General features: G+C 74.2%; 2 protein-coding genes. Both read right to left on the reverse strand.

Annotation, left to right across the window (positions count from 1 at the left end; translation table 11 throughout):
* Positions 1 to 4,231, reverse strand: a 4,231-nt coding sequence (locus ACFCY7_RS39700) for a type I polyketide synthase (RefSeq protein WP_376490945.1), incomplete at its 3' end; no start/stop codon positions are given.
* Between the two features lie 35 nt (positions 4,232 to 4,266).
* On the reverse strand, positions 4,267 to 5,145 hold an 879-nt coding region (locus ACFCY7_RS39705; protein ID WP_376490946.1), incomplete at its 5' end, for a beta-ketoacyl reductase.

Consider the following 5,145-nt stretch of genomic DNA (forward strand, 5'->3'; position numbering starts at 1 on the left):
CCAACGTGCCGTCCGGACTCGCCGCCAGGCGCCACGCCGACTCGTCGGCGGGCAGGGCCAGGGCCCCGGCCGATGCCGTACGGGCCAGCCGGCGGGCGTAGGCGACACCGTCGCGGACGGCGAACTGGGGTTCGTCACCCGCGAGGAGCGCCGGGAGCAGAGCCGCCGACTCGGGCGTCCCGTCGGTGTCGACGAGGACGATCCGGCCCGGGTTCTCGGCCTGCGCGGACCGCAGCAGACCCAGGACGGCCGCGCCGGCCAGGTCGGCCGGTCCGCCCGGGTGCTCCGCCGCGACGGCTCCGTGCGTCAGGGCGACGAGGCGGGTGTCCTGGAGGTCGGGTTCGGCCAGCCAGGCCTGGAGCACTTCCAGGACCCGGGTGGTGAGCCTCCGTGTCCCCGCGGCGTCGGACCGTTCGCCGTCGGCTTCCAGGAGGAGTACGCCGGCACCGGTGCCGGCGAGGGCACGCACGTCCTCGGCCGTGTCGACCGGTGTCGTGTCCAGGGCCGCGTCGGTGGGCGTCAGCGGGAGTCGTTCCCACACCACGTGGAAGAGCCGGTCCCGGACGGCGGACGCGGCCGCGTCGAGGAGCTCGGGTGCGAGGGGTCGGGCCACGAGGGATTCGACGTGGGCGACGGGGGCGCCGGTGGCGTCGGCCAGGCGCAGGGTGACCGTGTCGGGTCCGGACGGGACGGCGTGGACGCGCAGGGTGGTGGCCCTGGCCGCGTAGACGCGTACGCCGGTCCAGGCGAAGGGCAGCACGAGCCGCCGGTCCTGGCCGGCCCGCACGCTGCCGGAGTGGAGGCAGGCGTCGAGCAGGGCGGGGTGCAGGGCGTAGCCGTCGACGGCGCCGGCGTCGTCGGGGAGGGTGACCTCGGCGAAGGTCTCCTCCCCGCGCGTCCACAGGGCCCGCAGGCCTTGGAAGGCGGGTCCGTAGCCGTATCCGGCGGCGGCGAGCCCGTCGTACGCGGTGGTCGTCACGTCGTCCACGGCGACCGCGCCCTGGGGCGGCCACTGGGTCAGTTCGAAGTCGGGGGCCGTGGTGTCGGGGGCGAGGCGCCCGGAGGCGTGGCGGGTCCAGGCCGTTCCCGGTCCGGCGCCTTCGTCGCGGGCATGGATCCGGACGGGCCGCAGACCCGCCTCCTCGGCTTCGCCGACCTCCACCCGCAGCTGTACGCCGCCCTGTTCGGGCAGGACGAGCGGGGCCTCGATCACGAGCTCGGTCAGCAGTCCGCAGCCGGCCTCGTCGCCGGCCCGTACGGCGAGCTCGACGAACGCCGTGCCGGGCAGCACGACGGTGCCGGCCGCGGCGTGATCGGCCAGCCAGGGGTGCGTGCGCAGCGAGAGCCGGGAGGTGAAGAGCAGGCCGCCCCAGCCGGGCACCTCGGCCACCGCGCCGAGCAGCGGATGGTCGGCGGCGGCCAGGCCCAGTCCGGCGGGGTCGCCCGAACCTCCCTTGTTCTCCAGCCAGTAGCGCTGGCGCTGGAAGGCGTACGTGGGCAACTCGGCGTGCGGTGTGGCGACTTCACCGACGACGGCGTTCCAGTCGACGGCCGTGCCGCGGGTGTGGAGGGCGGCCAGGGATTCCAGGAAGCGGCGCGGGCCGCTCTCGTCCCGGCGCAGGGTCCCGGTCACCGCCTTCGGGGCGGCGGTGGCGCCGTCCTCCAGGGTCTGCTCGATCGCGGGGACCAGCACCGGATGGGAGCTGACCTCCACGAACACGCCGTGTCCGGCGGCCGCGAGGGCGCGTACGGCCTGGTCGAAGCGGACGGTCCGGCGCAGATTCCGGTACCAGTAGGCCGCGTCGAGCGCGGCGGTGTCGAGGAGCTCGCCGGTCACCGTGGAGTAGAAGGGCACGGCACCCGACCGGGGCGCGATGTTCGCCAGGGTCGTGTGCAGCTCGCTCTCGATCGCTTCGACGTGGGCCGAGTGCGAGGCGTAGTCGACGGGGATCTCGCGGACGCGTACGCCCGACTGCTCGCACTGCAGGACCAGTTCGCGCAGGGACTCCGGGCTGCCGGCGACGACGATCGACGCGGGGCCGTTGACGGCCGCTATGTCGATCTCGCCGGGCCACTGCTCGATCAGTTCCGCCACCCGGTCGGCGTCCGCGGCGATCGAGGCCATGCCGCCGCGGCCGGACAGGGTGGTCGCGATGGCCCGGCTCCGCAGGGCCACGACGGTCGCCGCGTCCTCCAACGTCAGGCCGCCCGCGACGCAGGCGGCGGCGATCTCGCCCTGGGAATGGCCGACCACCGCGTCGGGCACGACACCGCACGCCTGCCAGAGCGCCGCCAGCGACACCATCACCGCGAACGAGACGGGCTGCACGACCTCGACGGCGTCCAGCGAGGGCGCGCCTTCGGCCTGCCGGACGACGTCGAGCAGCGACCAGCCGGTCAGCGGGTCCAGGGCCTTCGCGCACTCCTCCATCCGGGCCGTGAACACCGGCGAGGCGTCGAGGAGATCGGCGCCCATCCCGGCCCACTGAGCTCCCTGGCCGGGGAAGACGAACACCTTGCGCGCGTTGACCGGTCCGCCGACACCGGTGACGACGCCGGGGGCGGACTCGCCCTTGCCGAGCGCCTCCAGACCCGCCAGGGCCTCGGCGCGGTCGCCCGCGACCACGACGGCCCGCTCGGGCAGCAGGCTGCGCGTCCGGATCAGGGAACGCGCCGCGTCCAGGGCGGTCACGTCCGGCCGGCCGGCGAGGAACGACGCCAGGTTCCGGGCCTGGCCGGCGAGTCCGGCCCTGCCGCGCGCCGACAGCGCCAGCGGGACGGCGTCGCCGCCCAGCACGCCGGGGGTGGCGCTCTCGCCGCCGGGTGCGGTCTCCGGGGCCTGCTCCAGGATGACGTGGGCGTTGGTGCCGCTGACGCCGAAGGAGGAGACGCCCGCCCGGCGGGGGCGCTCCAGTTCGGGCCAGGGGCGGGCCTCCGTGAGGAGTTCCACGGCACCGGCCGTCCAGTCCACCTGGGGGTTCGGCTCGTCCACGCGCAGGGTGCGGGGCAGCACGCCGTGCCGCATCGCCATGACCATCTTGATGACACCGGCGACACCGGCGGCGGCCTGCGTGTGCCCGATGTTCGACTTGATGGAGCCCAGCCACAGGGGCTCGTCGGTCGTCCGTCCCTGCCCGTACGTGGCGAGCAGCGCCTCGGCCTCGATCGGGTCGCCCAGCGGCGTCCCGGTGCCGTGCGCCTCCACGACGTCGACGTCCGACACGCCGAGACCGGCGTTGGCGAGGGCCCTGCGGATGACGCGCTGCTGGGAGGGGCCGTTGGGTGCGGTGAGGCCGTTGGACGCGCCGTCCTGGTTCACGGCGGAGCCGCGTACGACCCCCAGGATCCGTCGGCCGTTGCGCACCGCGTCCGACAGTCGCTCCAGGAGCAGCATGCCGACGCCCTCGGCCCAGCCCGTACCGTCCGCGGCCGCCGCGAACGGCTTGCAGCGGCCGTCCACGGACAGGCCGCGCTGCCGCGAGAAGTCCACGAACACGTCCGAGGCGCTCATCACGGTGACGCCGCCGGCCAGCGCGAGCGAGGACTCGCCGGAGCGCAGCGACTGCGCGGCCAGGTGCAGGGTGACGAGGGAGGAGGAGCAGGCCGTGTCGACGGTGACCGCCGGGCCTTCGAGTCCGAGGAAGTACGAGACCCGGCCGGACAGCACACTGGCCGCGCCGCCGGTCATCAGATAGCCCTCGACGCTGTCGGGGTCCGAGCCCATGCCCTCGGAGTGTCCGGCGGAGTAGTCGTGGTACATGTCGCCGGCGAAGACGCCGACCGGCTTGCCGCGCAGGGTGGCCGGGTCGATGCCGGCCCGTTCCAGCACCTCCCAGGAGGTTTCGAGGACCAGCCGCTGCTGCGGGTCCATCGCCAGGGCCTCGCGCGGCGAGATGCCGAAGAAGGAGGCGTCGAACTCGTCCGCGTCGTGCAGGAACCCGCCCTCGCGGACGTACGTCGTCCCGGAGTGGTCCGGGTCGGGGTGGTAGAGGTTCTCCAGGTCCCAGCCGCGGTTCACCGGGAACTCGGAGATCCCGTCCCCGCCGGAGGCCACCAGGTCCCACAGCTCCTCGGGCGAGGTCACCCCGCCCGGGAAACGGCAGGCCATCCCCACGATCGCGATCGGCTCGGAGTGGGCGGCGACCACCCGGTCGTACTGCTCCTTCAGGCGCGCGTTCTCCTTCAGAGACGCACGCAGGGCGTCGACGAGCTGCCCGCTCTGAGCGTCCATGGCTTCCTCTTTCTTCCTTCGGATGTCGATCACGATCAGGACTGCGGGGTGCCCAGGGCCCGGCGTACGAGGTCGCCGACGCTCATCGAGTCGATGAGGTCCAGCTGCTCGCCGACGCTCGTCCCCTGACCGGTTCCGGCCGCGTCGGCCGCCTCCGACCGGGCGAGGGACAGCAGGACGTCGAGCACCCCGGCCTCACGGAACCGGTCGAGCGGGACGGAGGACAGCACGCGGCGCAGCTCCTCCTCTTCCGGTCCGTCGAGGCCGGCGTCCGCCGTGTCCCCGGCCAGCTCCTCGCTCAGGTACTCCATGAGGGCGACGGGCGTGGGGTGGTTGAAGATCAGCGTGGCGGGGAGCCGCAGTCCGGTCAGGGCGGAGAGCCGGTTGCGCAGTTCGACGGAGGTGAGGGAGTCGAACCCGATCTCGTTCAGGGCCCGTTCGGGTTCGCTCTGGTCCTGGGAGGCGAAGCCCAGGATGGTGGCCACCTCCTGCTGCACCGTCTCAAGGAGGATCCGCTTCCGCTCGCTCTCGCCGGCCCCTGACAGCCGCTTCAGCAGGCTGTCCGCCCCGGCGCCGGCGCCCTGCGCGGACCTCCTGCCCACGGCGACGAGCCCGCGGAGGAGCGCGGGCACGGAGCCCGTCCTCGCCTGCTCCTTGAGCCCGGCGAGGTCCAGCTTGAACGGCACCAGCGCCGCCTCGGGCGCCTGGAGGGCGTCGTCGAACAGCTCCATGCCCTCGTCCACGGAGAGCCCGATCATGCCGCCGCGCGCCATGCGCTTCTGGTCCGCCTCGCTGAGGTGCCCGCTGAGGCTCGTCGCTTGTGCCCACAGGCCCCAGCCGAGCGAGGTCGCGGCCAGCCCTCGCGCCCGCCGATGCTGCGCGAGCGCGTCCAGGAACGCGTTGGCCGCCGCGTA

It is taken from the genome of Streptomyces sp. NPDC056361 (assembly GCF_042262805.1).
Taxonomy (GTDB): Bacteria; Actinomycetota; Actinomycetes; order Streptomycetales; family Streptomycetaceae; genus Streptomyces.